General features: G+C 72.8%; 21 protein-coding genes and 1 tRNA gene. 10 read left to right on the top strand and 12 right to left on the bottom strand.

Annotated elements, in window-relative coordinates; genetic code table 11:
• Positions 1-6: 6 nt before the first annotated feature.
• The gene (locus LGI35_RS18475) at positions 7-981 is read right to left on the bottom strand and encodes a D-2-hydroxyacid dehydrogenase (RefSeq protein ID WP_227294913.1); all 975 of its coding nucleotides are present in this window, start codon (positions 979-981) and stop codon (positions 7-9) included.
• A complete protein-coding gene (locus LGI35_RS18470) occupies positions 947-1,234 on the bottom strand; it encodes a hypothetical protein (RefSeq protein ID WP_227294912.1) in 288 nt (95 codons plus the stop codon). The genes LGI35_RS18475 and LGI35_RS18470 overlap by 35 nt, the downstream gene beginning before the upstream one ends.
• On the opposite strand from LGI35_RS18470, the gene LGI35_RS18465 reads away from it, so the two are divergent.
• From LGI35_RS18465 to LGI35_RS18455, 3 genes are all read left to right on the top strand, one after another.
• Positions 1,233-2,051, top strand: a complete 819-nt coding sequence (locus LGI35_RS18465) for a maleate cis-trans isomerase family protein (protein ID WP_116512830.1) — start codon at positions 1,233-1,235, stop codon at positions 2,049-2,051. The genes LGI35_RS18470 and LGI35_RS18465 overlap by 2 nt on opposite strands.
• Positions 2,048-2,779, top strand: a complete 732-nt coding sequence (locus LGI35_RS18460; RefSeq protein ID WP_227294911.1) for a maleate cis-trans isomerase family protein — start codon at positions 2,048-2,050, stop codon at positions 2,777-2,779. Before LGI35_RS18465 ends, LGI35_RS18460 begins: the two co-directional genes overlap by 4 nt.
• A gap of 98 nt (positions 2,780-2,877) precedes the next feature.
• Positions 2,878-3,969 carry an LLM class flavin-dependent oxidoreductase gene (locus LGI35_RS18455; RefSeq protein WP_227294910.1) on the top strand — a complete coding sequence of 364 codons (1,092 nt, stop codon included), beginning with the start codon at positions 2,878-2,880 and terminating at the stop codon, positions 3,967-3,969.
• 205 nt (positions 3,970-4,174) lie between these two features.
• Here LGI35_RS18455 and LGI35_RS18450 read toward each other — a convergent pair whose 3' ends face one another.
• A complete protein-coding gene (locus LGI35_RS18450; RefSeq protein ID WP_227300357.1) occupies positions 4,175-6,067 on the bottom strand; it encodes a putative bifunctional diguanylate cyclase/phosphodiesterase in 1,893 nt (630 codons plus the stop codon).
• Positions 6,068-6,413: 346 nt separating this feature from the next.
• Here LGI35_RS18450 and LGI35_RS18445 point away from each other — a divergent pair, with 346 nt between their 5' ends.
• A complete protein-coding gene (locus LGI35_RS18445; RefSeq protein WP_227294909.1) occupies positions 6,414-7,715 on the top strand; it encodes a M6 family metalloprotease domain-containing protein in 1,302 nt (433 codons plus the stop codon).
• Positions 7,716-7,809: 94 nt separating this feature from the next.
• Here LGI35_RS18445 and LGI35_RS18440 read toward each other — a convergent pair.
• The 7 genes from LGI35_RS18440 to LGI35_RS18410 form a co-directional block, all read right to left on the bottom strand.
• Positions 7,810-7,883, bottom strand: a tRNA-Lys gene (locus LGI35_RS18440).
• Complete coding sequence (locus tag LGI35_RS18435) at positions 7,874-8,500, bottom strand: bifunctional DNA primase/polymerase (RefSeq protein ID WP_227294908.1); 627 nt, start codon at positions 8,498-8,500, stop codon at positions 7,874-7,876. Before LGI35_RS18435 ends, LGI35_RS18440 begins: the two co-directional genes overlap by 10 nt.
• Positions 8,501-8,636: 136 nt before the next feature.
• Positions 8,637-8,990 carry a hypothetical protein gene (locus tag LGI35_RS18430; RefSeq protein ID WP_116512835.1) on the bottom strand — a complete coding sequence of 118 codons (354 nt, stop codon included), beginning with the start codon at positions 8,988-8,990 and terminating at the stop codon, positions 8,637-8,639.
• Between the two features lie 251 nt (positions 8,991-9,241).
• Complete coding sequence (locus tag LGI35_RS18425; RefSeq protein ID WP_227294907.1) at positions 9,242-10,618, bottom strand: AAA domain-containing protein; 1,377 nt, start codon at positions 10,616-10,618, stop codon at positions 9,242-9,244.
• A complete protein-coding gene (locus LGI35_RS18420) occupies positions 10,615-12,213 on the bottom strand; it encodes a hypothetical protein (protein WP_227294906.1) in 1,599 nt (532 codons plus the stop codon). Before LGI35_RS18420 ends, LGI35_RS18425 begins: the two co-directional genes overlap by 4 nt.
• Complete coding sequence (locus LGI35_RS18415) at positions 12,204-13,355, bottom strand: hypothetical protein (protein WP_227294905.1); 1,152 nt, start codon at positions 13,353-13,355, stop codon at positions 12,204-12,206. The genes LGI35_RS18420 and LGI35_RS18415 overlap by 10 nt, the downstream gene beginning before the upstream one ends.
• Positions 13,306-14,280, bottom strand: a complete 975-nt coding sequence (locus LGI35_RS18410) for a phosphatase PAP2 family protein (RefSeq protein WP_227294904.1) — start codon at positions 14,278-14,280, stop codon at positions 13,306-13,308. Before LGI35_RS18410 ends, LGI35_RS18415 begins: the two co-directional genes overlap by 50 nt.
• Before the next feature lie 224 nt (positions 14,281-14,504).
• Here LGI35_RS18410 and LGI35_RS18405 point away from each other — a divergent pair, with 224 nt between their 5' ends.
• On the top strand, positions 14,505-15,110 hold the full coding sequence (locus LGI35_RS18405; RefSeq protein WP_227294903.1) for a histidine phosphatase family protein: 606 nt from the start codon (positions 14,505-14,507) through the stop codon (positions 15,108-15,110).
• 57 nt (positions 15,111-15,167) lie between these two features.
• Here the strand turns inward: LGI35_RS18405 and LGI35_RS18400 are convergent, their stop codons facing one another.
• Entirely contained in the window at positions 15,168-16,565 is a 1,398-nt protein-coding gene (locus tag LGI35_RS18400) for an NsdA family TPR-like regulatory protein (protein ID WP_227294902.1), read from the bottom strand.
• A 287-nt stretch (positions 16,566-16,852) separates the two neighbouring features.
• Between LGI35_RS18400 and LGI35_RS18395 the strand changes: the two genes are divergently transcribed.
• Positions 16,853-17,290: a hypothetical protein gene (locus LGI35_RS18395; protein WP_227294901.1), complete on the top strand. Its 438-nt coding sequence runs from the start codon at positions 16,853-16,855 to the stop codon at positions 17,288-17,290.
• Positions 17,291-17,368: 78 nt separating this feature from the next.
• Positions 17,369-18,250 (top strand): spermidine synthase, encoded by an 882-nt coding sequence (locus tag LGI35_RS18390; RefSeq protein ID WP_227294900.1) that lies wholly within the window; start codon positions 17,369-17,371, stop codon positions 18,248-18,250.
• 60 nt (positions 18,251-18,310) lie between these two features.
• On the opposite strand, the gene LGI35_RS18385 is transcribed toward LGI35_RS18390, so the two are convergent.
• Entirely contained in the window at positions 18,311-18,847 is a 537-nt protein-coding gene (locus LGI35_RS18385) for a hypothetical protein (protein WP_227294899.1), read from the bottom strand.
• A gap of 119 nt (positions 18,848-18,966) precedes the next feature.
• On the opposite strand from LGI35_RS18385, the gene LGI35_RS18380 reads away from it, so the two are divergent.
• From LGI35_RS18380 to LGI35_RS18370, 3 genes are all read left to right on the top strand, one after another.
• Positions 18,967-19,674 carry a response regulator transcription factor gene (locus LGI35_RS18380; RefSeq protein ID WP_206302126.1) on the top strand — a complete coding sequence of 236 codons (708 nt, stop codon included), beginning with the start codon at positions 18,967-18,969 and terminating at the stop codon, positions 19,672-19,674.
• Positions 19,671-21,125 carry a sensor histidine kinase gene (locus LGI35_RS18375; RefSeq protein WP_227294898.1) on the top strand — a complete coding sequence of 485 codons (1,455 nt, stop codon included), beginning with the start codon at positions 19,671-19,673 and terminating at the stop codon, positions 21,123-21,125. Before LGI35_RS18380 ends, LGI35_RS18375 begins: the two co-directional genes overlap by 4 nt.
• Before the next feature lie 173 nt (positions 21,126-21,298).
• Positions 21,299-22,780: a glycoside hydrolase family 18 protein gene (locus LGI35_RS18370; RefSeq protein WP_227294897.1), complete on the top strand. Its 1,482-nt coding sequence runs from the start codon at positions 21,299-21,301 to the stop codon at positions 22,778-22,780.
• The last annotated feature ends 18 nt before the right edge of the window (positions 22,781-22,798 follow it).

Here is a 22,798-nt window from a genome sequence, read left to right as displayed (position 1 = left end):
GATCGGTCAGTGTCCGGGGACATACCCACGTTTCTTGTCGACCACGTTCGGAAGCGGCTCCCCGGACGCCCATTTCTCGTAGAACTCCACGAACTGGCGCGAGAGTTCGTCCCGCCAGCCGACCGTGTCGCCGCTCATGTGCGGGGAGACGATCAGGCCGGGCGCGGTCCACAGGGCGCTGTCCCGCGGCAGCGGCTCGTGCTCGAACACATCGAGCGCGGCGCCCGTGATCCACCGCTTGGCCAGCGCGTCCGCGAGATCGTCCTCGACGACGAGCTGCCCTCGGCCCACGTTGATGAAGCGGGCGGACGGCTGCATCATCCCGAAGAGCCGGGCGTCGAACATGCCGCGTGTGTCGTCGGTCAGCGGCGCCGCGCACACCACCCAGTCCGCGCGGGCCATCAGCCGGCCGAGATCCGCCGGCCCGTGCACGCCGGCCCGCGCGGTGCGTCCGACCAGCGCCGTCGTGATCCCGAGCGCCTTCAGCGTCGCGACGATCGCCCGGCCGATCGGCCCGGAACCCACCACGCACGCCCGGGTGCCCGAGACGCGCTGTGTCTCGCGGTGGCGCCATTCGCGCTCACCCTGGAGGGCGAGCGTGCGTGGCAGGTCCTTCGCCATGGCGAGGACGAGCGCGCCGACGTACTCGGCGATCGGCTCGTCGAAGACGCCGCGCGCGTTCGTCACGACCGTGTCCGACGCGGCGAGTTCCGGGCACATCAGCCGGTCGACACCCGCGCTCGCGGTGTGCACCCAGCGCGGGCGCGGGCCCTCGCCGGGCCAGGCGCGGCGCACCGCGTCGGACAGGAAGTCCCACACCAGCAGCACGTCGGCCGAGGGGAGTTGAGCGGCGAGCGTGGACTCGTCGGCGTGCACGACGCGCGCCTGTCCCATGAGCCGGCCCAGGCGCGGCGGGGGGTCGTCGTCGAGCACCAGCAGGGTCACTTCAGACACGTTCGCTCCGGTCGTCGGGCCGTCCATTGATGGTCATCGGGCCGGGAATCTGGCTGGTCGTCGGGCCCGTCACCGGGCCGGTCATCGGCAGAAACCGTTTCGCAACGATGGTCCGCTTCATTGGTAGGAAAAAGTGCGGATTGACCACGCTGGCACCCGAACCTACCTTCGTCAACAGAGGCATTTCTACCGCTGCCCAGCCCTGTCCCGACGTCCCGGCCCGCCGGCCGGCTCTCCGCTGCATCGTCTCGAACGTCTCAAGAGACTTGGGGCCTGTCATGGACGTCTCCTTCCTCGGCGGACCGCACCCGCAACGCGGTGTCGGTGTCGTCGCACCCTTCGACTTCGCCCTCGACCGCGAACTGTGGCGCTGGGTTCCGGACGAGGTGTCACTGCACCTCACCCGTACCCCGTACGTTCCCGTGGAGGTCAGCCTCGACCTGGCCCGTCTGGTCAGTGAGCACGAGACACTCGGCGAGGCGGTGCGCGCGCTGAGCGCCGCCGAACCGGAGGTCCTCGCGTACGCCTGCACGTCGGGCAGCTTCGTCGGCGGCATCGCGGGCGAACGCGCCATGTGCGAGGCCATGTTCCGGTCGGGTGAACGCCCTTCCGTCACCACGTCGGGCGCGCTCCTCGAGGCGCTCGCCGAGCTGGGCGCCCGCCGTATCGCCCTCGTCACGCCGTACACGCGGTCGGTGACCGAGTCGCTGGAGGAGTACCTGGCCGAGGCCGGCATCACCGTCACGGGCCGCGCCTTCCTCGGTCTGACCCGGCACATCTGGAAGGTTCCGTACAGGGACGTGGCCGACATGGCCAGGGGCGCCGCCCGCCTGGACGCCGACGCGCTGTTCATCAGCTGCACGAACCTGCCGACGTACGACGTCATCCCGCAGCTGGAGGCCGAGCTGCGGATCCCGGTGATCTCAGCCAATCAGGTCACGGTGTGGGCAGCGCTGCGCAGGCTGGGTACCCGTGCCGTGGGGCCGTATCAGGCTCTGCTCGACGAATCGGCGCGGCACTGGCCGGTCCCCGAGCTGCCGCAGATGCCGCAGGAACCGGCCCATGAACTGCCGGAAGAACAGGAAGGGTGGGCATGACCGCAGTCGGATTTCTCTACCCGGGACACTCGGCCGAGGACGACTATCCGCGTATCGAAATGCTGATCGACACCGATGTGAGGCTGTCCGTCGTCCACACCGACATCGGTGAGGACGCGCACCGCGTCGACGCCCTGATCGAGATGGGCTCCCCGCAGCGGCTCGCCGCCGGTGTCGAGGAGCTGCGCCGGTCCGGCGCCGAGGCGGTCGTCTGGGCGTGCACCAGCGGCAGCTTCGTCCGGGGCTGGGAAGGCGCGCACGAACAGGTGCGGGAGCTGGCCATGGCCGCGGGCCTGCCCGCCTCCAGCACGTCGTTCGCGTTCGCCCACGCCGTGGGCGAGGTCGGCGCGCGCAGCGTCGCGATCGCGGCGACGTATCCGGAGGACGTGGCGGACCACTTCCGCACGTTCCTGAAGGCGGCGGGCATCGAGGTCGTCTCGGTGCGCGGCAGCGGCATCATCACGGCGGCCGAGGTCGGCACCTGGGGGTGGCCGGAGGTCAGGGCGATGGCGAAGGCGGGCGATCACGCGGACGCGCAGGCGCTGCTCCTGCCGGACACGGCCCTGCACACGGCGGCCTACGTCCGTGACCTGGAGCAGGAACTGGGCAAGCCGGTCCTGACGGCCAACCAGGTCACCGTGTGGGAGGCGCTGCGTCTTGCGGGGCGGCGGGTGAACGCACCGGCGCTCGGCGCGCTCTTCACGAAGGAGCCGCTGGTGCAGGTGTGATCCTTGTCAGATCCCGCGGAACAAGGCGTCCGGAATAAACCGGAGCCATCCTCCGTTAAGTCCGGGCGCAGACAGCACCGTACTTACAGGAGGACTCCGTGGCCGGAAACGACGAGATCCGGGCAACCGCCCTGGGCACCGCCCCCGTGCCCCTCTCGGTCCTCGATCTGGTGACCGTCGGCGCCGGCCGCACCGCCACCGACGCCCTGCGGACCAGCGTCAAGATCGCCAAGCTCGCCGAGAACCGCGGCTTCAACCGCTACTGGGTCGCCGAACACCACTCCATGCCCGGCGTGGCGTCCTCGTCCCCGGCCGTGATCCTGGCGCATCTCGCCGCCCACACCGAGCGCATCCGCCTCGGCTCGGGCGGCGTCATGCTGCCCAACCACGCGCCCTTGGTCATCGCCGAGCAGTTCGGCACCTTGGAGGCGATGGCCCCGGGCCGTATCGACCTCGGCCTCGGCCGCGCCCCCGGCACCGACGGCGCGACGGCCGCCGCCCTGCGCCGCACCGACCGGCTCAACGAGGGCGCCGACGACTTCCCCCAGCAGCTCGCCGAGCTGACCCGCTTCCTCGACGACGACTTCCCGGACGGCCACCCCTACGCCCGCATCCACGCGGTCCCGGGCCCGGTCCAGGCCACGTCCCCCGGCGGCGTGCAGTCCCCGCACCGCCCGCCGATCTGGCTCCTCGGCTCCTCCGGCTTCAGCGCCCGCCTCGCCGGCGTCCTCGGCCTGCCCTTCGCGTTCGCGCACCACTTCTCCGCGCAGAACACGGTCCCGGCCCTCGACCTCTACCGCGAGTCCTTCAAGCCGTCCGCGGTCCTGTCCTCCCCGTACGCCCTCATCGGCGTCTCCGCGCTCGCCGCGGACGAGGAGAAGGAGGCCCGCCGCCAGGTCCTCGCGGCCGCCCTCAACATGGTCCGCCTGCGCACCGGACGCCCCGGCCTCGTCCCGACCCCCGAGGAGGCGGAGGCCTACGAATTCAGCCCGATGGAGCGGGAGTTCGTCGACAGCTGGAACTCGAACGTCATCCACGGCACCGCCGACGAGGTCCGCGCGGGCCTCGACGACCTCCAGAAGCGCACCGGCGCCGACGAGCTGATGCTCACCGCCAACGCCCACACCGCCGAGATCCGCCTGCGCTCGTACGAACTCGTCGCCGACGCGTACGGGCTGCCGCGCGGCTGACCCGGCCGGCCCGGGGTGCCGCCTCGCACGGGGGAGGCGGCACCTCGCGGTCTTTCACATCCGCAGGGAGGCCGTCGAGGAGCTGTCGGGAAACCGCCGGGAGGCCGTCGAGGAGCTGTCGGGAAACCGCCGGGAAGTCGCCGAGGAGCTGTCAGGGCGCTGCCGGGAGGCCGTCGAGGAGCTGTCAGGGCGCCGCCGGGAGTCGTCAGGAAGCCGTCAGCAGCGCGGAGATACGATCCGGCGCCACCGGACGTGAGTACAGCCAGCCCTGCCCCGTGTCGCAGCCGATCTGGCGCAGGCGCGCCGCCTGCGCCGCCGTCTCCACGCACTCCGCGGTGACCGTGAGACCGAGCCGGTGCGCGAGCTGCACCATGGCCTCGACGATGACGGCGTCCGCGGGGGTCGCGTGCTCGCCCCCGTCGTCGTACTGGAAGCCGCGCACGAACGAGCCGTCCAGCTTCAGGGCCGACACCGGGAGCCTGCTCAGATACGCGAGGTTCGAGTAGCCGGTGCCGAAATCGTCGATGGCGATGTGCACGCCCATGTCGCTGAGCGACTGCAGGGCCTGGAGAGGGCGGCCCGCCGAGCCCATCACCGCCGACTCCGTCAGCTCCAACTGGAGGAGTTCCGGGGCGAGTCCCGTCTCCGCGAGGACCTCGGCGACATCCGCCACCAGGTCCGAGTCCCACACCTGACGCACCGCCACGTTCACGCTCACGTAGACCGGCGGCGCCGCGGGGTGCTCCAGCTGCCAGCTGCGCGCCTGCCGGCACGCCGTGCGCAGGATCCACCGGCCCAGCTGCACGATCGAGCCGTCCTCCTCGGCCAGTCCGATGAACCGATTCGGCGTGAGCATTCCGAACTGGGGGTGATCCCAGCGCACGAGCGCCTCGACGCCGCGCAGCACCCCGTCGCCCAGATTCACCAGCGGCTGGTACTCGAGGACGAACTCGCCGCGCTCCACCGCGGGACGCAGGCCCGACGACAGGGCCTGGCGGGTCATCCGGTGCGCGTTGCGCTCCGGGTCGAAGAGCGTCCAGCGCGCCTTGCCGTCGGCCTTCGCCCAGTACAGCGTGGTGTCCGCGGCCTGCATCAGGCCCGTCGCCGTCGTGCCCTCCATGTGCCGCTCCACGACCCCGATCGAGGCCGACACGGCGAGCCGCTGCCCCGACAGGTCGAACGGTTCCTGGAGTGCGCGGAGCACCGACTCGGCGAGCCCCGAGAGCTGCTCCGTACCGTCCGAGTCCTCCACGAGCAGCGCGAACTCGTCGCCGCCGAGCCGCGCGACCAGCGGCGTCGTGGCCCCCTGCCCGTAGCCGATCCGGTCGGCGCAGCGCGTCAGGCGCTCGGCGACGGCGGCGAGCAGCCGGTCCCCGATGCCGTGCCCGAGCGTGTCGTTGACCGCCTTGAACCCGTCGAGGTCGAGATAGCACAGCCCGATCCGGCCGCTGCCCGCCCCGCCGTACGCGCCAGCCTCCAGCGCGGCGGAGAGCCGCTCGAAGAACAGCGTGCGGTTCGGCAGCCGGGTCACCGGGTCGTGCATCTGCAAGTGCCTTAGCCGCGCCTGGAGTTCACGGCGGGCGCTGATGTCGGTGAGGGAGAGCAGCACCGTACGGCCCCCCGGCACCGGCGAGACGGTGACCTGCACCCACACGGAGTGCCCGTCGGGGTGCTTGATCCTGCGGGTGCACGTCAGCCGCGCCTGCCGCCCGCGCAGCACCTCCTGGTACGTGTGCCAGGTGCGGGAGTCGGACGCCAGGTCCACCAGCTCCGCAGCCGTGAGCCCGGTCAGCCGGCCGGGGTCCTCCACGCCGAGCATCACGGCGAGCGCGGCGTTCGCGGTGACCACCTGGCCCCGGCGGTCCACGACGGCCAGGGCCAGGGGTGCGGCGAGGAAGGCCGAGAGGTAGGGCGTCGGCGGGGACACCGGCGGGGGAGGGGGTTCGGCGCCGAGCGCCTCGCGGGCCCGGGCGTCCGGGCCCGTGCGTACGGAGTCGGGGGCGTGCGGGGGCGTCGCCACCGCTGCGGAACTCTCCGTGACGGCGCGGCGGGTGGAGTCGGGTGCCGCGTCGGCCGCGGTCATCGGCCCTTCGGACATTCCGCTCACCGCTCGCTCCCGCAGTGCAGTCGTTCCGGGGGTCCGGGAGGGTTGCTCCCGGGTCATCACAGTCTGGGTGGCGAACGGCCTTCGCAGCCGGGCCCGCGCAGGAAAGTGTGCCGATCATAGAGGCAGCCCCGAGGCGCGATCCAGCCTTGCCCGCCCGATCCGCCGGTTCGGCGGCATCCCGGGGTAGCCGGCAGATCGTTTCTGCTCGTCCCTGGCACTGCTTCTGGCCTCCCGCGATCACGCGTGACGTTCCGTGACCGCCCGGGGTGTCGCCCTCTCACCCGACCGGGCCAGATAAACAGGGCGTAGTCGTATAAATCCCCACACTCTGGGTTGGGTGTCCCGCTTTCCCCATCCGGAGGTCGACTTGCCGCGTCCGCTGCCACCCGGTGGAGTGGAGAGGCCCCGCCTGCGCTCCGTCGGCGCGGCCCTCACCGCGCTCACCGCCATGGCCGCCACGTCCCTGGTCGCAGGCCCCGCGATCGCCGCCCCGTACGCGGGACCCTGCGCGCTGGAGCGCACGGCGGCCCACCACTCGGAGGGGCTCGACACCTGGAACGGTGCCTACCCGCGCCCGGTCCGGACCCTCAACGCGGTGATGATCTTCCTCTCCTTCCCCGACTCCCGGCCGATGACCACCCCCGAGGAGCTCACGGCCGACTACTTCCCCGCCACCAGCGACTTCTACGAGCGGGCCTCCTACGGAAAGTTCCACCTGGTCCCGCACCCGCAGCGCCGCTGGCTCCGCATGCCGCACGCCTCGACCTCGTACGCCATAGAGCGCGACTGGGACGCCGCGCACCGCGGCGCCTATCTGCGCGACGCCCTCGCCACGGCCGATCCGCACACCGACTTCAAGAAGTACGACATCGTCTACTTCGTCGCCGACCCCGACGCCCCGGGCGTCGACTCGGACGCCACGAAGGTCGTCAACTTCGACCAGCCGATGCGCGCCGACGGTACGGACATCAAGCGCATCGTCACCGTCTTCGAGCAGCATCCGCCCGACCGCAACGTCCTGGCCCACGAGACGGGCCACGTCTTCGACCTGCCGGACCTCTATCACCGGCCGACCGACGGCAAGGGCGACTGGGACACGTATGTCGGTGACTGGGACGTCATGGGCAGTCAGTTCGGGCTCGCGCCCGACTTCTTCGGCTGGCACAAGTGGAAGCTGGGGTGGCTGGACCGGCGGCAGGTGGTGTGTGTGACGAGCAGCCGGCGGATCACCCTCGAACCCCTGACGTCCGCGCCCGCGCGGTCGGGCGCGCCGCCCGGAACCAGCGGTGCGCCCTTCGGCGTGGGCGGCGGGACGAAGCTCGCCGTCGTACGCACCGGGGAGGACAGCGCGATCGCCCTGGAGGCCCGCGACGCCGACGGCAACGACGCGGCGACATGCTCCGAGGGTGTCCTCGTCTACCGCGTGCGCAACGAGACCGCCTCCGGCAGCGGCCCGGTCCAGGTGCTCGACGCACACCCCGACACGGACGCGTGCTCCGGCGACTCGGTCTATCCGCCGCTCGCGGACGCACCGGTACGCGTGGGCGAGAGCTTCAAGGTGCCGGGCGAGAACGTACGGGTGAAGGTCGAGGGACGCACGCGGTCGGGGTCTTGGACGGTCAAGGTCGAGACGGGTTGAACACCTGTCGCGGTGGCGGTGTCTCTTTCTGTGCACTGGCGTATCGGCATACGCAAGAAGCCCCTCGCTCTCGCGAGGGGCTTCTTGCTGTCTGTGCGCCGCCAGGGACTCGAACCCCGGACCCGCTGATTAAGAGTCAGCTGCTCTAACCAACTGAGCTAGCGGCGCCTGCTGACGTCGTAGACCTTAGCATCCTGATCCGGGCCAGGAAAAATCGATATCCGCACCGCAGGTTTGGCGCTCGCGCGGGCCGCCCGGACGCAGGCCCAGAGCAGTACCTCGGGCCCCGGCAGCCACGGGTCGCGGGTGTCGGGGGCGACCACCCAGCGCGAATCGGCGCGGGGTCCCCCGGCGTGGTCGGTGCCTCCGGCCGGCGGCGGGACGGTCACGGCGTCACCGCTTCCATGGCACAGGAGAGGCGGCACGGCGGGGCCCCACTCCTCCCATTCCAGGAGCGAGGGCAGCCGGTGGGCGGTGCCGGGGGCCGTGAACAGGAGCATGCGGCCGCGGTGCGCGGCGACCGGCCCCGACCCGGGGCCGTCCTCCCACAGCGCGTCCAGCATCCGGCGCCCGAACATCGACGGCACGTTCACCACGTCGAAGGCGATCCCGCAGGGCAGCACCACGGGGGCGCCGGGCCGTGACTCCCAGAACGCGAGGGTGCTGCGCGGATGTGTTCCCGCCGAGGCGAGCCACGCGGCGCCCTCGCGAGTGGCGCCCGCGATGTCGAATCGGTCGTACCGGGTCAGCGGGCCGACGCTGTGCTGGGGGTGTGTGGCGCTCATAGCATTTACATCTACCGGCGGTGAGCACGTGACTTCCCAGGGTTGCCGGAAATCGGGACAGGAGGGGGCGGGGTGGAGTATCTTGCCCCCTGGCATATGCCAAATGATCTTTACAAGTGTGGCCGCTACGGCGTTGCTACGGCCGGTTCTCGGCCGGTCCGCGCATCAGGTCGCGGCCGAACTCGACCATCTTCTTCGCGTAGTCCTCGGTCCACTGCGCCTGCTCGGCGATCGCCGCGGCCGTCAGGCGGTCGAAGCGGCGCGGGTCGGCGAGCTGGGCCGCCGCCATGGCCTGGAACTCCACGGACCGGTCGGTCGCGGCACGGAACGCGTGCGTCAGCTCCGTGGCGCGGGCGAGCAGCTCGCGCGGGTCCTCGATCGCCTCCAGGTCGAAGAAGTGCTCCGGGTCCGCGGCGGCCTCGGCCGGCTCGAAAAGCAGCGGGGCCGGACGCATCCGCCTCTCGGTACGGGCCCGCTCGGGCTCGGCCATGATGTTCCTCCTCGTACGGTGTGCAGCCCCACGTCGCCCCCGGGGCCACCTTCTATTCTCCGCAGGCCCGCAAGAGCGCCCCCGTTGTTCAGTTCAAGGCGTCCAGGCCACCCGGTGTTCCGTGAGGCGGGCCAGTACGGCGTGATTCGCCTCCCAGCCGCCGGGCTGTGTTCTTCGGCCGTCTCCGGCGGCGTGCGGTCCGGGGCGGCGGGCGAGCACGCGCGCAGGGTGACCACGGGCGCCCGGTCCGCTCAAGGCGTCCAGGCCACCCGGTGTTCCGTGAGGCGGGCCAGTACCGCGTGATTCGCCTCCCAGCCATCAGGAAATTTCACCGTCACGCCGAGTTGGACCGGTTCCGTCGACGGGTGGTCGTCCAGCAGGTCGGGGACGCCCGCGCGGCAGACCACGATGCACGCGTGGCGGTGGCGGGACGCCAGGACGCACAAGCGGCCCGTCTCCAGGTGGAACGCCGTCGCGTCGGGGCGGCCCGAGAGCGGGTGCAGGACGACCGTGACGTCGAACTCCCGGCCCTGCAGCCGGTTCGCCGTGTCCACGGTGACGTCCGTGACGCCGAGGTCCGCGAGCGCCGAGCGCACCGCCGCCGCCTGGTCGCGATGCGCCGTGCCGACCGCGATGCGGTCCGCCGTGAGGGGGGACGGGTCGGGGCCGCGCTCCGAGACCGTGACGCCGCCGCGGTCGAGCAGGCGCCGCACCACCTGGGCCAGGGCCCGTACCGCCTCGGGGTCCGTGCGGGGCGTGTGCCCGGCCGGGAGTTCGAGCAGGCCCCAGCCCGAGTCCGCCGCCTCGTCGATCACCCGGTCCGGGCCCGAGCCGTCGGAGGCCACCGTGAACCCCAGGCTGCGGTCGCCGTGGTCCGTGCCGCTGCGGAACGGCGTGTACGGGTAGAAGGCGCCGGAGACCAGCGGCGCGGCGGACGCCGGGAGGCGCCAGGAGACCGGAAGCCGGTGCTGCGGCAGCTCGGGGTTGTGCGCCAGGAGCGTCGTCACGGCGGACGCCGAGGGGTCGTACGACAGGCCCGCCCACTGCTCGGCCCCGACGATCGCGAACGGGTCCAGTTGGCCCGGATCCCCCACGAACAGCGCCCGCTCGAACAGGCCCGCCACGGCGAGCAGCGCGTCCGAACGCATCTGGTACGCCTCATCGACGATGGCGTGTTGCCAGGGGTCGATGTCCTTGACGTGCGCCCACTTCGCGGCCGTCGAGATGACGACCGGCAGCGGCGCGAGGTCACCGGCCTTGGTCGACTTGCGCACGTTGACCAGGTCGTCGAGTGCCTTGTCGTACGGGTCGGGGTCGCTGCTGTGCAGGCGCCCGACGGGCAGCTCGGGGTCTTTCTCGGCGAGGCGCAGGACGAGGTCGTCGACCTGCGCGTTCGTCTGGGCGATGACCATCAACGGGCGCCCCGCCTCGGCCAGTTCGAGCGCGGCGCGCACCACGAGCGTCGACTTCCCGGCGCCGGGCGGGGAGTCCACGACGGTGCCGCGGGCCGTGCCGTGCAGGGTGTCGCGGAGGATCGCGTCGGTGGCGCGGCCGGCCGCCGCTCCCGGGTCGAACGGAGTGTCGCCGCTCGTGCCGGAGCGGCCGAGCTGATGCGGTGCGGCCGTCACAGCAGATCCTCCGTGGTCACGGCGTCAGGCGCCTCAGGCACCGGCGCACCCGAGCCGTCCGTATGCGGCGGGCCGCCGTGCGTCCACGGCGTCTCCTCCGGGTCCGGCAGCTTCGGGCCGCCCCGCTGCTCGTGCTCGAAGAGCGTGAAGCACACCTGGTCACCCTTCTCCGGGACGGATCCCGGCTCCGGCTCCTTGCCGCGGCCCATCTTGTCGAGGACGCGCAGGACGACCCCGCCCCCGGCGTCGTACGAGACGAACTCCGCGGCCTGCGGCTTGCCGTCGAGCGAGCGGTACACCTTCGTGCGCTCACCGAGATGCGGCACGTCGTCGGTGCGGACGGTGATCAGGGGGCGCGGCCGGTTCTTCTCGTTGTACGCCGGCACCGACTCGGTCACCTCGCCCGCGAACGCCTCTCCGGTGAGCCTGCGGCCCGCCATGACCAGCGGGTCGTCGAGCGCCTCCTGCGCGTCCAGCCTGGCCTGCTCGCGCTCGCGCGTCGCCAGCTTGTTGGCCGCCGTCACCGCGTCGTCGCGGCGCGGCTGCGGGGGCTCGCCCGCGGCGACGCGGTCCCGGTGGCCGGTGAACGACCAGCGGTCGCGCGTCCAGCGCTCCGCGGCGCGCGGCCCCTCGGGGAGCGTGCACAGCGTGTCCAGACCACGCCACACCGCGTCCCACGTGGGCCGGGTCCGGCTGTCGACGAGCGCGTGGATCCCGCGCTCGGCCGCCGTCAGCGCGGCCAGCCTCGCGTCCGCCTCGATGCCGTCCTCGGCGGCGGCCAGCAGGGTGCGGGCCTTGTCGTAGCGCTCGATCGCGGGCGCCAGCAGCTTGTTGTCGAACGCGGGGTCCGTGGCCGGGCCCGCGGGCGGACAGACGAGCTGGCCGTCCTTGTCCCGGGCCAGCTCGGCGCGGAGCGCGGCCTCGGCGCCCGACGTGCCCTCCGGGGCCTCGATCCAGGCGAGCAGCGCGCCCAGGTGCTGGTCCTCCAGGGTGGACTGGCCGGTCGCCCAGTGCCGGGACAGCAGGTCCGTCATGGCGAGCAGCAGCGCGGAACCGGGAACCCTGGCCCGCTCCCCGAAGTGCGTCAGCCAGCGGCCCAGGAGCGGGACGTGCGGCGGCGCGGGATAGGGCGCCTCGGGCTCCTGCTCGGCGGTGCGGCGGAACCGCATCGAGCGCCCCAGGAGCCGTACGAACTCGATGCCGGAGCGGCTCGGCAGGATCAGCTGGGGCGCGTCCGCGCACAGCTCGACCTCCACCTTGACCCGCTTGCCGGTCGTGGGGTCCGTCTCGGCGCGCTCGGCGGCCTCGACGTCGGCCGCGAACCCGTCGACGTACGGCAGGACGATCCCTGCCAGCTCGGCGAGGAAGGCGAAGCGCAGGTCCCGGTCGCGGGGCTGGGGCACCACGAGCAGCCGGGGCGAGGTGCGCTCCGTGCCGACGAGCGCGCCGAGCGGGGCGCCCGCCTCACCGGCCGTGATGAGCGGGACGAGGACGAGGGGGCGCTGCGACAGATGGCGGTGCCGCACGGTCGCGACCGGCTCGGCGCGCCCGCTCTGCACGGCCTCCAGACGGGCCAGATCGTTGATCAGCGGCATGCCGGCGCCGCCTCTCCGCGTGCGCCGAGCGCCTCGGCCCGCAGCCGGGCCGCCCGGCGCAGGGCGGCGACCGCCGGGTCCAGCGGGTCACCGGAGTGCCCATGGGCGGCCGAGAGGACCTCGTCGACCGTGGTCAGGCCGCCCAGCTCGGCCCGAAGGCCGCGGCCGAGCGAGGTGACCGCGCCCTCCTCGCGGGCCCGGTCGCGGCAGTGGAACGCCAGCTCGCAGGCGGCCAGGCACTCCGGCGCGTACGTCGCCGGCACCGACTCGACCGCCTCCGTCAGCTCGTCCGCGGGCCGCGTGACGTCGAAGCAGGTGCCCTCGGGCAGCGCGTCCGCGATGTCCTCGATGCGGGTGAGCCGCTCCAGCTGCCGCCGTGTCACCGACAGCTGCTTGCGTACGTCGACGGCGGACGCCGCCGGAAGGTTGCTGAAGTCCTTGGGGCAGACGAGCAGGATCCGGTGCCTGACCTCGGGCGCCGGGTCCAGGTGCCCGGCGACCCGCTCGAGCGCCAGCACGTACACCGCGGCCTGGCGGGCCGCGGCGCCGACCTTCGCCGCGTCCGCGCTGCCGTCGATCATCGGGAAGGATTTGATCTCGACGACCGTCCACGTCCCGTCGGGGTGCACGACCACCGCGTCCGGTTCGAGGAAGGCCGGGGTGCCCGCGACGTCCAGGGCGAGCATCGGGTGCTCCAGGAACGTCCAGGCGCCGGAGGCGGCCGCCTCCGCCGTCGCCTCGCGCAGCGCGAGCGCCGTACGGGCCGTGCGGCCCTCGGGTCCGGCCGCCGTCAGATCCGGCGTACGGGCCTCGCCCGGCACCGGCTCCGGGCCGCCGCCCATGTGCTCGTGCACGAGCCGGAGCAGCTCCGCGCCCCCGTCGGCCTTGGCCTTCGCCTCGAACGCGTTCCCCCGCATGAACGCGAACTGCGACTGGCCGAATCCGGACGGCGCCCCGAGCGCGTCCGCGAGCAGCGCCTTGTCGACGCCCGCTCCGTCGAGCAGCGCGCGCCGCCGGCACCCGGGGTTCGCCGCGAGCGCGGCCAGCGCCCGCGCGTCGAGCGTCCGTGGCGGTATGCCGGCGCCACGCAGCTCAGCGAGCTGCTGCCGCAGCGCCGTCCCCCGCGTCGGAGGAGCGGGCACCCGGGCCGCCGCCCGGTCCTGCACTGACCTTGCGCTGTCGGGGAATTCGCTCACCCGCCGAAGTCTGGCACTCCCCACTGACAATCGTGGAGGCCGCCGTGGAGGCCGGGGCGGGAGAGGTGCGCCCGGGCCGTGCGGAACCGGCCACGGGCGCGCTGCGCACCCGGGCCCGTACGAGGTCCGCGGCCCGCACCACGCGCCGGCTCACCAGGAATCCGAGACCCATCACGGCGACCCCGGCGAGCGCGTCGAAGAAGTAGTGGTTCGCGGTGCCCATCACCACGAAGGTGGTGATCAGCGAGTAGGCGACACCGGCCGCCCTGACCAGCGGTGTACGGCCGTGCCGCCAGAGCATGACCCCGCACCACATCGCCCAGCCGACGTGCAGGCTGGGCATCGCCGCGTACTGGTTGGTCATGCCGCCGAGCCCGCGCGGCGCGCTCGCCTCGCCGCCCCACCAGCCCCACGAGCTGTACTGGGCCATGGTGTCGACGAAGCCGTGGCCGGGGGAGAGCAGGCGCGGCGGGCAGGTCGGTACGAGGGTGAAGCCGATCAGGCCGATCAGGGTGGAGGTCATCAGCCAGGTCCGGGCGGCGCGGAAGTGGACGGCGCGGCTGCGGAAGAGCCAGATCAGGATGCCCGGAGTGACGAGGTAGTGCAGTGAGGCGTACCAGAAGTCGGCGGGGACACCGATCCAGGCCTCGGCGGTGAAGAGACGGTTCAGCGGGTGTTCGAGGTTGAGATGGAGTGCCTTCTCGGCCCGGAGTATCGCGAGGCCGTGCTCGACGGCGCGCGCCTCGTCCCCGCGCACCATGAGCCGGCCCGCCGAATAGGCGGCGTACACCAGCACGATCAGTGGCAGCTCGGTCCACCAGCGCAGCCGGTCGCCTGTCGCCGCAGTGGACGGTGCCTCGGTCTGCGACATCAGGCCGCTCCCCCTTAACTCCCTGTACGGCGGCCCGTGGCCACGTGGACCACTTTACGGTGTATGTGTCCGCCTGGAAGGGGCGCCTCCGACCCACGAAGACGCAACGATCGCCCGGTGGGTTGCCTGAATCCCGGGTGAGCGATGATGGAACGAGCGGGCGCGCCTGGCCTGACTTGTCGGTACATGGCAGCCCTTTTCACCCACCCTCGGAAAGGTCACCCATGGCACCGCGCATCCTGTTGGCCCGGCACGGACAGACGGAATGGTCACTGTCCGGGCGGCACACCGGCAGGACCGACATCCCCCTCCTCGAAGAGGGACGGCGCGGCGCGAAGCTCCTCGGCGAACGTCTGCACCGGTCGCCCCTCGACGGACTCCCCGGCGCCGAGGTCCGTACCAGCCCCCTGTCCCGCGCGCGCGAGACCTGCGAACTCGCCGGCTTCGGCGACCGGGCCACGGAGTGGGACGCGCTCATGGAGTGGGACTACGGCGCGTACGAGGGGCTGACCCCCGCCCAGATCCAGGAGCGGCGCCCCGGCTGGTTCATCTGGCGCGACGGCGTCCCCGAGGGCGAGACCCTGGAGCAGATGACCGCCCGCGCCGACGAGGTCGTCGCCTGGGCCAGGTCCGAGAACCGCGACGCCCTGGTCTTCGCGCACGGCCACATGCTGCGCTCCATCGGCGCCCGCTGGCTGGGCCTCCCGCTGGACTTCGCGGCCCGCATCCGCCTCAACCCGACGTCCCTGTCGGTCCTCGGCTGGGCCTACGGGGAACCGGCGATCGAGTCGTGGAACGACATCGGCCATCTCGCGGGCCACGAGGGCTAGGCAGCCTCTCGTTCAAATCGGGCCGGGCTCGCGGGCTCCCGCGGGCGCCGGAGGCGCTCACGCCGTGCGCGGCGCCGACGCGTGCTGCTCCAGGAACGCCGAGACACCCGACGCCCTGCGGTGCGGAAGGAGCACGCGCGCGGTGGTCGCCAGCATCGACTGGATGCGCGACGACTGGACCTCGGTCAGCAGATGCAGGACCCGCATCCCCGCGGACGCGGCCTCGTCGGGCTGGCCCGCGCGCGCCAGGTCGTCGGCCAGCTCCGCCGTGTACAGGGCGATGTTCCGGGTGAAGTGCGGGTCCTGGAGGGCCGCGGCGCGACGCGCGTGCCGGGCGGCGCGCGTCCAGTCGCCGAGCGCCGAGTAGCACTGCGCCTCCAGGCCCTCCAGCTCGGCCTCGCCGTAGAACGTCATCCACTCCGGGTCGTCGTCCGACCGCCCGCGCGCGAAGAGGGCCTGCGCCCGGGCCAGCGCCCGCTCGCACCCCGTACGGTCGCCGAGCCCCGCCCAGCCGCCCGCCTCGCGCAGCGCCAGCAGCGACAGCAGTCGTGGCGAGGACAGCTGGGCCGCGACGCGCGTGGCCGCCTGCGCCGCCCGCACCGCCTCCCTCGGCCGCCCCGCGTCCCGCGCCAGGAACGCCGTGTTGCAGAACGCGTGCGCCTCCAGCGCCGGGTCGCCCGCCACGCGCGCGGTGGCCAGTGCCTCCGCGTAGTGCGAGCGCGCGTCGTCGAAACGGCCCGAGTCGTGCGCCAACCAGCCGACGGAGATGGCCAGTTCACCCGCCCCGGCCTGGAGCCGCTCGGCCGTGCCGGGCGCCGCCGTCCCCGCGTCGAGCAGCGCGAACGCCGTACGCAGCGGGGCCGCCGCCCTCTTGTAGAGTCCGTCGGCGCCGTGCCGGTCGTCGAGCAGCCGGATCCGGCGGATGGCCTCCTCGACCGCGCCGACACCGGCCTCGGGCGCCGCGCGCCCGCCGTGGCCCGCGGCGGTCGACTTCGCCGCACGGGCTGCCGTGCCGTCGGCCGCGATGCCGAAGGGCGCCAGGGAGGCGATGGCCACGGTGGCCGTCCCTCCGGTCATGAATGCGCGACGCCGCACGTCGCTCTCCTCGTCGTGGTGCGGGAACTCGAACTCGGTGTGCGCGAGGGGTACGGGCTCCGCGGGGCGTGCCGCCCGGCCGCGTACGGCCGAGCGGGGCGCGAACCCCAGATCCGTGAGCGAGCGGCCGGGGAACATGTGCAGGAACACCCGCTCGTACGCGTAGTTGGGGCAGCGGATCTCGCCGGCCTCCACCCGCCCGATGTAGCGCGCGTCGCAGCTGACCCGCTCGCCGATCTCCCGGGCGGCGCGTCGCACCGAGGCCGCGAACTCGCCCGGAGAGCGCTGCCCACGCAGCCGCCTGAAGGCGAGATTCGGCCGCGGGGACTGCGCTGACGATGCCACCGATGACGGCGTCATGACCGGGCCCTCTCGTGCGAACCGTGCCGGATCACCGGGGAGTTGGGTCTCTGTGAGCCCTGATGCAACCCTGTTCCGACGGGGCACGAAGGTACCTGCTGTAACGACTCCGACACACAGTGTTTAGCTACAAACGGGATATCTCACCCCTCATCCGCCATGAAGTGCCATCCTTTGCGGCGGCGTGCCGCCGTAGCTGTTGACGCCTGCGGGCGTTGAACCTTGCGGGGCCGGAGCGGTCGCGTTCCGGTCGTGCAACCCGTACGCGAGAGCGAGGAGGGGCTGACGTGTTGGAGGCATCACTTTCGACGGCGCGGCACCGGCCGACCCAGGACCACAGCGCGCCACCCCGTGACAGCGCGTCCTGCGACGTGGTGACCGTCCCGGCCCGGCAGGGCCTCGAAGCCGTCGACATCCTGCGCCGCGGCGCCACCGAGGCCGTCGGCCCGGTCCTGCACGACGGGGACTGCGACACCCTCGGCTTCCTCGTGCCGCCCGGCACCGCCGACGCCTGGGACGTCCCCGGCAGCGCCTGCACCCACACCCCCGCGTCGTCCTCGCCGGAGCGCGGGACGGGGGCGGGCCCCGTGCCGCCCGCCCCCGTCGAGGGCGGCGGCTGGCTGCTCCCGCCCGGCGAGGCCGAGCTCGTCACCGACCCGGCGGTCCTGCGGGCGGCGCTCGACGAGGCGGCCCGCATGATCGAAGCCGCGGACAACTGCCGCTGAGACCGTCCGCCGGACCCTTGCGGTCCCTGGCCTCGCGGCCGCTGGGCCGACTCGTCGCCGCCCGTCGATAATGGACGGATGGCAAGGTCAAGGGCAAAGAACAAGCAGGCCGGAGCGGCCCGCGGCGGCCGGGAGGCCGTCGTCGAGGCCGTCGACGGCGGGCTCGCCGAGCTGATACCCGACCGGGACCGCCCGCGCGCCTGGACGCTGCTCGTGGACGGTGCCCCGCAGTCGCACGTCGACCTCGACCATCCCGAGCACCTCGAATTCGAGTACCAGCGCAGGATCGGCCACGTCATCGACCTCGCCGTGGACAAGGGCCGCCCCGTGCACGCCGTGCATCTGGGAGGCGGCGCCTTCACCCTCGCCCGCTACGTCGCCGCGACCCGCCCCCGCTCCACCCAGCAGGTGGTCGAACGCGACGAGGCGCTCGTCCAACTGGTGCGCCGCGAGATGCCGTTGGACCCCGGCGGCCGGATCCGCGTCCGCGCCGGCGACGCCCGCGAGGGCCTCGCGAAGCTCCCCGACGGCTGGGCCGACCTCCTGATAGCCGACGTGTTCAGCGGAGCGCGTACGCCCGCGCACCTCACCAGCACGGAGTTCCTCACCGAGGTACGCCGCGTGGTCAAGCCCGGCGGGTGCTACGTCGCCAACCTCGCCGACGGGCCGCCCCTCGCGCATCTGCGCGGCCAGATCGCCACCGCCGCGGCCGTCTTCCCCGAGCTCGCCCTCGTCGCCGACCCGGCCGTCCTGCGCGGCAAGCGCTTCGGCAACGCGGTGCTCGTCGCCTCCGACCGGGTCCTGCCCATAGCCGAGCTGACCCGGCGCGCGGCCGGCGATCCGCATCCCGCCCGCGTCGAACACGGCAAGGCCCTCTCGGACTTCACCGGAGGCGCCGGTGCCGTCACCGACGCGCATGCCGTCGCTTCGCCCGCTCCTCCGCCGTCCGTGTTCCGGTGACGGGGGGTCCGGGCCGAGGGGGCGTTGTGGGCGGGCCGGGGTGGGTGGTCGTGCGGGTGGTCAGTACTTCGCCACTTCCACGCTCGGTGCGTGGTCGTGCCACGTGCAGAACACCGAGACCTTGTCCGTGCCCGAGGTGAACTCCACCCTGATCCACGTCGAGTCCTTCCACACCTGAACCGACCAGCCGGCCGCGGGCGTCGCCGACACCAGCGTCGCCGAGTCCTTGCCCAGGTCGAACACGGCACGGCCGCCCTGCGTCGCGTAGCCCTTCACCGTGCCGGACGCCGACGGGGACGCGGGCGGCTTCGCGGAGGTGCTCGGTCTCGTCGTGCGGCTCGGGGACGGAGTGGCCGAGCCGGGGGAGTGCGACGGCTTCCGCGATGCGGAGCGGGACGGCGAGACTGACGGCGTCGACGCCTCCGGGCGGTGCGTCGACGACGCCCGCGCGTCCACCGCTCCCGCGGCGATCGGCACCGCGCGCGGCGGGTCGTACGCCGTGCCCGCCATCACCGTGTGCACGCCCCACCACGACAGCGTGACGGCCGCGCCGGTGGCCAGGAGCCAGGCCGCCGTGTGAACAAGTCCTCTGCGCATGGGGTGCATCGCGGCCATACTGCCGCACCCGCCCCACCCGTGTCCCCGGGGGACCGGGGTTGCCCCGGACCTGGGCGGAAGGAGGACCGGGGTCCCTCGTATGGCGTACGGTGCCGCCCATGGCAAGTGTGCTCGTGGTCGAGGACGACCAGTTCGTGCGCTCGGCCCTCATCCGGCACCTGACCGAGGCCTCCCACACCGTACGGAGCGTCGGCACGGCCCTGGAGGCGCTGCGCGAGGTCGCCCATTTCCGTTTCGACGTCGTGATTCTCGACCTCGGACTGCCCGATCTGGACGGCTCCGAGGCGTTGAAGATGCTGCGCGGCATCACCGACGTACCCGTGATCATCGCCACGGCCCGCGACGACGAGACCGAGATCGTCCGGCTCCTCAACGACGGCGCCGACGACTACCTCACCAAGCCGTTCTCGCCCGAGCACCTGTCCGCGCGCATGGCCGCCGTGCTGCGCCGCGCGCGCTCCAGCGCCGCCGCCGAGCCGCCCTCGCGCCTCCTCCAGGTCGGCGGCCTCGCGATAGACCCGCTGCGGCGCCAGGCCGAGCTGGACGGGGCGCGGCTCGATCTCACCCGGCGCGAGTTCGATCTGCTCACCTTCCTCGCGGGCCGGCCCGGCGTCGTCGTCCCCCGCAAGGAACTCCTCGCCGAGGTGTGGCAGCAGTCGTACGGGGACGATCAGACCATCGACGTCCATCTGTCGTGGCTGCGCAGGAAATTGGGCGAAACGGCCGCGCGGCCGCGCTATCTGCACACGTTGCGGGGCGTCGGCGTGAAGCTGGAGCCGCCGCGGGCGGAGGGCGGGCCGGCATGAGGTGGGCCCTGGTCAAGGTGTGCCTCGCCGTCACCGCCATGGTCGTGGTGGCCTTCGCGGTTCCTCTCGGCCTCGTCATCAAGGAGATGGCCAGGGACCGTGCCTTCTCGAACGCCGAGCGGACCGCCGCCGCGTTCGGGCCCACCCTCTCCATCACCACCGACCGTGACGAACTGACCCGCGCCGTCGCCTCCACCGAGGCCGGTGCCGACGGCCGCATGGCGGTGTACATCCCGGCCGCCGGCGGCGCCCCGGCGATCCAGGTCGGCACGTCGCGCGCCGGTGACGGGCACGTCGGCCTCCGTCAGGCCACCGTCGCCGATGTGCCTGGCGGGTCCGTGTGGCTCCAGCCCATCGCCGTCAGTTCCGGCATCGCCGTCGTCGAAGTGTTCGTGCCGGAGTCCGAGGTCACCAACGGGGTCGCCACCGCGTGGCTGGTGCTGGCCGGTGTCGCTGTCGCCCTCGTCATAGGGTCCGTGGCCGTCGCCGACCGGCTCGGCGTACGCATGGTGCAGCCCGCCCAGCGCCTCGTCTCCGCCGCGCACGATCTGGGCGAGGGGAAGCTCGGGGCCCGCGTGCCGGAGGAGGGGCCCACGGAACTCCGGCTCGCCGCGGTCGCGTTCAACTCCATGGCCGATCAGGTCGTCCAGCTTCTCGCCAACGAGCGGGAGCTGGCCGCCGATCTTTCGCATCGGCTGCGCACGCCCCTCACCGTTCTGCGGCTCAACGCCGTCTCGCTGGGCGAAGGCGCCGCCGCCGAGCAGACCCGCGCCGCCGTCGAGCAGTTGGAGCGCGAGGTCGACACCATCATCCGTACCGCCCGCGACGCCAAGCCGCAGACCGCCGCCGCGGGGCCCGGGGCCGGGTGCGATGCCGCCGAGGTCATCCGCGAGCGCATGGACTTCTGGTCCGCGCTCGCCGAGGACGAGGGGCGCAAGGTGCGCGTCGCCGGGGTCGACCGGCCGGTACGCATCCCCGTGGTCCGGGGGGAGTTGGCCGCCGCGCTCGATGCGCTCCTCGGGAACGTCTTCCGGCATACGCCTGAGGGCACCGCGTTCGCCGTCGACGTGCACAGCGGAGAGGACGCCGTGATCGTGCTCGTCTCCGACGCCGGGCCCGGGATCCTGGACCCGGACGCCGCGATGGCCCGTGGGCGCGGGTCCGGCAGCGACGGGTCCACCGGGCTCGGGCTCGACATCGTCCGTCGGCTCGCCGAATCGACCGGGGGAGACGTGCGCATCGGGTCCTCCGTGCTCGGGGGGACCGAGGTGCGGATCTGGGTGCAGCTGGACGGGCGGGGGCCCGGTGGCGCTGTGCGGCGAGGGCATCGGGGCGGGGTGCGGCGCGGGCGTAAGCGGGGTGCCGGCGCGGGTGGTGGCTCAGGGGTCGGCTCGGGTTCCGGGGCAGGTGCGGGCGCCGGGTCGGGCGCCGGGTCCGGTGCCGCTGTGTAGTCGGGTGGGGCCTCTTCGTTTCGGTGTCGGTCTCTACCTTTAATCCGTTCCGATGGCTTCCTTAAGCCCTCCATAAGAACCTCGACCGCCGGTGCCGGTGCCCCATTTGCCGGGTTCCGGATCGCTAGCGTGCTGCCGCACCCCCACCCCCGTACAGCTAAGGCAGGCACGCGATGAGCAGCACGCACCGGCGCAGGGTCAGCGGCAGGAACAAGGCGATAGGCGGGCTCGTCGCCGCGGCCGTCGTGGGCGGCGGCGCCCTCCTGTTCACCGGTACGGCGCAGGCCGCGGGGGTCGGCGCCGCGTACACCAAGACCAGTGAGTGGTCCGGCGGGTACACCGCCCAGTACGTCGTCAAGAACGACTCGGACAAGGCCCAGTCCGACTGGAAGCTCGAGTTCGACCTGCCGTCCGGCACCAAGCTCGGCTCCCTGTGGAACGCGGAGTCGTCCGTGTCCGGCTCGCATGTCACCGTGACGCCCGCCTCCTGGGACAAGGAAGGCGTCGCCGCCGGGAAGTCCGTGACCGTCGGGTTCGTCGTCACCGGCGACGCCGATCCGGCCGGGTGTCTCATCAACGGCGCCAAGTGCTCCGTGGACGACGGGGCCACGCCCGAGCCCAGCGGACGCCCCACGGAGTCCGCGACTCCCGCCCCGAGCGCCAGCGCCTCCGCTTCGGCCACCGCCAAGCCCACCGAGACCGCCACGTCGACGGCGAGCCCGTCGCCGTCCTCGTCCTCCGGCACCGGTTCGGGCTCCGCCGCCGCGGCCGGCTTCGCCCCCTACGTCGACACGTCGCTCTACCCGAAGTTCGACCTGGTCTCCTCCTCCAAGGCCACCGGCGTCAAGGAGTTCAACCTCGCCTTCATCACCTCCGGCGGCTCCTGCGCCCCGAAGTGGGGCGGTGTGACCGACCTCGGCAGCGACGAGGTCGCCGCCCAGATCGGTGACGTGAGGGCCGCCGGCGGCGATGTGCGCGTCTCGTTCGGTGGCGCGTCCGGCACCGAGCTGGCGCAGGCCTGTTCCTCCGCCTCCGACCTCGCCGCGGCGTACCAGAAGGTCATCGACCAGTTCAAGCTCACCAAGGTCGACTTCGACGTCGAGGGGGGCGCCCTGCCGGACACCGCCGCCAACACCAAGCGTGCCCAGGCCATCGCCACACTGCAGAAGAACAACCCGGGACTGAACGTCTCCTTCACGCTCCCGGTGATGCCCGAGGGCCTGACGTCCGACGGCGTGAACTTCCTGAAGAACGCCAAGTCCAACGGCGTCTCGACCGACCTCGTCAACATCATGGCGATGGACTACGGCGCCTCCTACAGCGGCGACATGGGTACGTACGCCGAGCAGGCCGCCACCGCCACGCAGGCGCAGATCAAGAGCGCGCTCGGGCTGTCCGACGCCGCCGCCTGGAAGGCCGTCGCGATCACCCCGATGATCGGCGTCAACGACGTCTCGTCCGAGGTCTTCAAGGTCGACGACGCCACGCAGCTGGTCGCCTTCGCGAAGGAGAAGGGACTGGGGGGTCTGTCGATGTGGTCCGCCACCCGCGACAAGGCGTGTGAGGGCGGGGCGTCCGACTCGGCCCAGCCGACCTGTTCCTCGATCGAGCAGTCGGCCGACGCCTTCCAGAAGGCCTTCGCGTCCTTCAAGTAGCCCTCCCCCCGCGGGAAG

Origin of the sequence: Streptomyces longhuiensis, assembly GCF_020616555.1 — a bacterium.
GTDB classification, from domain to species: domain Bacteria; phylum Actinomycetota; class Actinomycetes; order Streptomycetales; family Streptomycetaceae; genus Streptomyces; species Streptomyces longhuiensis.
This window is presented reverse-complemented; position numbering and strand designations above follow the sequence as displayed.

Bases quoted from the DNA above. Each gene is read 5' to 3' on its own strand.
- LGI35_RS18430 (WP_116512835.1), bottom strand. From the start codon at position 8,990: ATGGCCGAGCCCGAGCGGGCCCGTACCGAGAGGCGGATGCGTCCGGCC.
- LGI35_RS18465 (WP_116512830.1), top strand. From the start codon at position 1,233: ATGGACGTCTCCTTCCTCGGCGGACCGCACCCGCAACGCGGTGTCGGT.
- LGI35_RS18380 (WP_206302126.1), top strand. From the start codon at position 18,967: ATGGCAAGTGTGCTCGTGGTCGAGGACGACCAGTTCGTGCGCTCGGCC.
- LGI35_RS18475 (WP_227294913.1), bottom strand. From the start codon at position 981: ATGGACGGCCCGACGACCGGAGCGAACGTGTCTGAAGTGACCCTGCTG.
- LGI35_RS18370 (WP_227294897.1), top strand. From the start codon at position 21,299: ATGAGCAGCACGCACCGGCGCAGGGTCAGCGGCAGGAACAAGGCGATA.
- LGI35_RS18435 (WP_227294908.1), bottom strand. From the start codon at position 8,500: ATGAGCGCCACACACCCCCAGCACAGCGTCGGCCCGCTGACCCGGTAC.
- LGI35_RS18420 (WP_227294906.1), bottom strand. From the start codon at position 12,213: ATGCCGCTGATCAACGATCTGGCCCGTCTGGAGGCCGTGCAGAGCGGG.
- LGI35_RS18460 (WP_227294911.1), top strand. From the start codon at position 2,048: ATGACCGCAGTCGGATTTCTCTACCCGGGACACTCGGCCGAGGACGAC.
- LGI35_RS18390 (WP_227294900.1), top strand. From the start codon at position 17,369: ATGGCAAGGTCAAGGGCAAAGAACAAGCAGGCCGGAGCGGCCCGCGGC.
- LGI35_RS18410 (WP_227294904.1), bottom strand. From the start codon at position 14,280: ATGTCGCAGACCGAGGCACCGTCCACTGCGGCGACAGGCGACCGGCTG.
- LGI35_RS18450 (WP_227300357.1), bottom strand. From the start codon at position 6,067: ATGTCCGAAGGGCCGATGACCGCGGCCGACGCGGCACCCGACTCCACC.
- LGI35_RS18405 (WP_227294903.1), top strand. From the start codon at position 14,505: ATGGCACCGCGCATCCTGTTGGCCCGGCACGGACAGACGGAATGGTCA.
- LGI35_RS18470 (WP_227294912.1), bottom strand. From the start codon at position 1,234: ATGACAGGCCCCAAGTCTCTTGAGACGTTCGAGACGATGCAGCGGAGA.
- LGI35_RS18385 (WP_227294899.1), bottom strand. From the start codon at position 18,847: ATGCGCAGAGGACTTGTTCACACGGCGGCCTGGCTCCTGGCCACCGGC.
- LGI35_RS18400 (WP_227294902.1), bottom strand. From the start codon at position 16,565: ATGACGCCGTCATCGGTGGCATCGTCAGCGCAGTCCCCGCGGCCGAAT.
- LGI35_RS18375 (WP_227294898.1), top strand. From the start codon at position 19,671: ATGAGGTGGGCCCTGGTCAAGGTGTGCCTCGCCGTCACCGCCATGGTC.